Genomic DNA, 3826 nt, shown 5'->3' on the forward strand with positions numbered 1-3826 from the left:
AGAGTCAAGGCGCTCAAGAGGAGCCGATACGGCCGAGCCAAGTTCGACCTTCTCAGGAAGATCATCCTCTGCGCCCCTTGAACGTGCTCACGATCAGTGACGCCGCCACACAAAGATCGCCAGAGCCGATCTCGTTGAGCGCGTTGACGACGTCGCGCGCGGACTCCAGCTCGGCCTCGTTGGCGACATGCTCCCGCCGTCGTTCCTCCTGCTCGCCCTTCAGCCGATCGATGTCCAGACGCTGATGCTGCAGGCGGCGATGGGCGTCTTCGAGTGCGGCGAGCGCGGCAAGCTCGCCTTCGATCTGGTGCACCGCCGCTGACGCGGCGGCGAGGGCGTCCGCGTACGGCGAGACGGGCTCCTTGAGGAACTGGTTGAAGCCGTCGTGAACGCGCTTGGCGGCGGCGTGCGCGGCGTCGGCCCGCTGCTTCGCCGTGCCGACCTCGCCGTGAGCCGCGGCCAGATCGGCCTTGACCGTCTCGCGGATGGTCATCAGCATCTGCCGCTCCTGCGGGTCCACCGTGCCGGGGTAGCGCTGCGTGCACAGAGAGCAGTGATCGGGCAGGACGGGACGCTCGGCGATGCTCGACTTGCACAGGGGACACGCCGGCTGCACCAGGCCCAACGGCGGCGGGTGGTCAGCAGCACGCGCCTCCGTCTCCGCCAGGGCGAGCAGCGCTTGGTCGAGCTCCTTCATCCTGGCCTGCAGCCGGTCGTGGGCGAGTCGCTTCCGGTCCAGCTCCGTCTCGGCCGCCGACACCTCCTTGCGCGCACCGGAGAGCTCGTCGCGGTAGGAGTCGAGGGCCTTATCGGCCGCACGGGCGTCGTTGCGCATCTGCGCGAGCCGGGCGCCGGCCAGGTCGCGCTGCTGTGTCAGGGTTGCGATCCGCTCCTGAAGATCAGAATGGTTCGTGTGCGGGGAGGCGCTCAGGAACTTGTCGACGGTGCCGGCCCGGCTGCGGCTTCGCTCGATCTGGTTGTCCACTTCGCGGATCGTGCTGGCCCTGCGTTCGAACGCGGGCGTGGTGAGGTTGAGCAGGAGCCTCGCCACGATGAGGCGTTCCTCGTCGTCCCGCGGGTCGCGGATGATCTGGTTGTCGATGGCGCTTTGACGGATGTAGCAGTAGGGCAGAAGCGCGTTGGCGAAATCCAGCTGGCGGTTGCCGGACAGCCTGACGGCGGCGAAGGCGTCGTCCAGGCCCAGCTGGGCCAGCAGCCAGTCCGACAGCGTCAGGCGGCCCTCCTCTGCCTTAACTGGGAAACGTCCCTCCAGGGTGCCGCCCGCGTCGTAGACCGTGACATGGGTGTGCTCGCTGCGGCTGCGCCGCAGCGTGTACGTGCTGGTGCCGAGACGGACGCGCAGCTCGACATCGGTGAGCTGAGTGTGGACCGCTCCACGAAAGGCCCGCACATCGCGCCCCAAGGCGTAGGCGATGCAGTCCAGCATCGAGCTCTTTCCGGTGTCCACAGGGCCGACGATGGCCACGACCGGAGCGTCAAGTTCGTAGGGCGCCTGCCAGCCGAGCGCCGTACCGATCCGCAGAGCCAGCAGGTGAATCACGGTGGACACATGTCCTCCTTCGGAGACACGGGCATCGCCGCGCTCCCTCGGCCATGCGGCGGCACCGCTCGGTCCCTTGAGCGCTCGGGCAATTTCGTGGCACGTGACCTGGTGGCCCCCCAGCGCTCAGGTCGCGCCGATCAGGCTAAAGGAGTACGTGCCCGGGCGGCAACGGGAATGAGGCAATCGCCCCGACCGGCGAGCAGCAGCGTCACCCGGATCCTGTCACGTCAGGTAGAGTGGCGAATCACGTAAGCGTGAAAGCGAGACGGGAGAAGGGAGGGGACCATCATGACGAGCTCGGGCAGCGGCGCCGGCTCCGCCGACGACATCGACGCGCTGGTCTCCTCGCTGCGCGCCGTGGTCGAGGCGTTCGACCACGCCCGCACCTTCGGGCTGCCGGTGGCCGTGCCCGACCCGCTGTACCAGGCCTGCCTGGAGGTGGTGACCCGGCACGATCGTGACCCGGACCCGGGGCGGCACGACCGTCCCCAGCGAGCGGTCGAGGCGGCCCCCTCGCCACGCCCCGGCCGGCCCGCTGCGGCTGTTTCCCGCGACGCGGGCAAGCGGGCCGGGCCGAGGGGGGAGCGCGTGTCCGCCGAGGACGTCCCCTTGCGCCGGCTGGTCTGGCAGGTGATCGATGCGGACCAGGACTTCACCGTCGCCGACGTGGTGCAGCGCCTTGAGGCCTTGGGCGCCCCCTGGCCAGCCAACCGGGTCAGCAACGCGCTGGGTTACTGGGTGACCCGCGGGCGCCTGCACCGCGAACGCAAGGGCGTCTACCGCTGCCGCTCCCAGCGTCCCGTCGAAGACCTCCATCACGAGGAGGCGCAGTCCACCGATGCTGCGCCTGACGACAACCATGCCGAACAGGTATGGGGAAAGGAAGGTACCCACACCCGTGTCCAAGCCCCGAAGAGGAAAGCGATGTAATGCGCGACGCCGCGCGGCACCGCAGAGACGACAGTCGCGCAAACGACAGAGGAGCTCCGCATCACCAGGCGGCCACCTGGTGGGAGCTCCCCGCCGCAAGATGTCCCCGTCTCAACTAAGGACCATCTTCGATCATAGCAGGCGGTTCACCGAGAATCCAACATTCTACCTGCTGCGATGCCTCACGATCCTCCAATGGATCATCCGCATGTGGCAGCTGCTCCCGCCCGAAGTGCGCAGTGCGCTCATCCGAGTACTGCACCTGTCCTGATCTCGCCTGAGTCAGAGGGAGCCGTCGTCGCGGGGGCCGGCATGCCGGCCCCCGCGACTGGCGCCCGGGCCGAGACGCACACCGCTCCTCCGCTGTTCGCAGCCGTTCGCTCGTTCGTCCCCATCTTGGTCTGGGGGCTGAGGCGGCATCTTCTTGCGCTTTTGCACGCCCAACCTTAGACGTTTCGCCCGGTCATCGACTCGACGTACCGCTTTAGGTCGGCGACGCTGATGTCCGTGAGCAGAGCCGTCTCGGTGTGGCCGCCGTACTTCATCTGGTCAGCTCGAAGCGCTCTGGGGATCCCCTGGCCACGGACCCACGCTTTGATTTGCCGCTCGAACGCCCAAGCGTCTCTGGTGAGCTCGAAATCCCAGCGTGCGACCTGCTTCCAGCCTTGGGAGACATGTTGGCTCACGCGCTGTTCGAGATTGGCAATACCCCACTTCAGAACTTGATGGCCGTCATGCACGACCAGATAGAGGTAGCCGGGCTGTGCGGGGTCAATGCCACGTCGCGCGCAGGTGGAACAGCCTCCTCGGCCGGCACGGATGTTGTGCAGCATCGGCCCCGGGTCCAAGACCGTTTCACAGACCATGCAGCGCGACTTCCATGGGATGTACGTGCCCCCGGGATAGGGCGTGAGAGGTTCGAGTGCCTTCTCCAGCATGCTGGCAAGGGCTTCGTCAGCATCCAGGCGCAGTGCGCCGGCGATCTTGTCGGATCGACACGACCAGCACTGGTGTCCTCTCATACGAACTTTGGCGTAGGTCGGTGTTCCGACGTGGCCGCAGTGCCGGCACCGGGAGAGCCAGGGCCGCAGCGTTCCCGGATATTCGACAAGAGGATCGAGACCGGCTCTGATCATCAAGGCGCGTGCGCTTTCATCGGTAATGTCCCGGCCGGCGCAGCGGGAGCAGCCAGAGCCGCCGACTTGTGTCGACGGCGCGTGAATACTGACCCCATGGCGACGGCCGAAATCTGACCCCCTCGTGCAGTTCACTCTGGAGGGTGATCAAGGTGGAGGACTGGGCGGAGATCCGCCGGTTGCACCGGGCCGAGGG

General features: G+C 67.3%; 3 protein-coding genes. 1 reads left to right on the top strand and 2 read right to left on the bottom strand.

The genetic code is table 11. The features are described from left to right. Nucleotides 1–61: 61 nt before the first annotated feature. On the bottom strand, nt 62–1570 hold the full coding sequence (locus tag GUY59_RS46375) for an AAA family ATPase (RefSeq protein WP_138208717.1): 1509 nt from the start codon (nt 1568–1570) through the stop codon (nt 62–64). A gap of 282 nt (nt 1571–1852) precedes the next feature. Between GUY59_RS46375 and GUY59_RS46380 the strand changes: the two genes are divergently transcribed. Continuing rightward, a complete protein-coding gene (locus GUY59_RS46380) occupies nt 1853–2494 on the top strand; it encodes a hypothetical protein (RefSeq protein ID WP_138208718.1) in 642 nt (213 codons plus the stop codon). A 446-nt stretch (nt 2495–2940) separates the two neighbouring features. Here GUY59_RS46380 and GUY59_RS46385 read toward each other — a convergent pair whose 3' ends face one another. After that, the gene (locus tag GUY59_RS46385) at nt 2941–3516 is read right to left on the bottom strand and encodes a hypothetical protein (RefSeq protein WP_138208719.1); all 576 of its coding nucleotides are present in this window, start codon (nt 3514–3516) and stop codon (nt 2941–2943) included. Nucleotides 3517–3826 lie beyond the last annotated feature (310 nt).

It is taken from the genome of Nonomuraea sp. K271 (genome assembly GCF_009908215.1).
Classification (GTDB): domain Bacteria; phylum Actinomycetota; class Actinomycetes; order Streptosporangiales; family Streptosporangiaceae; genus Nonomuraea; species Nonomuraea longispora.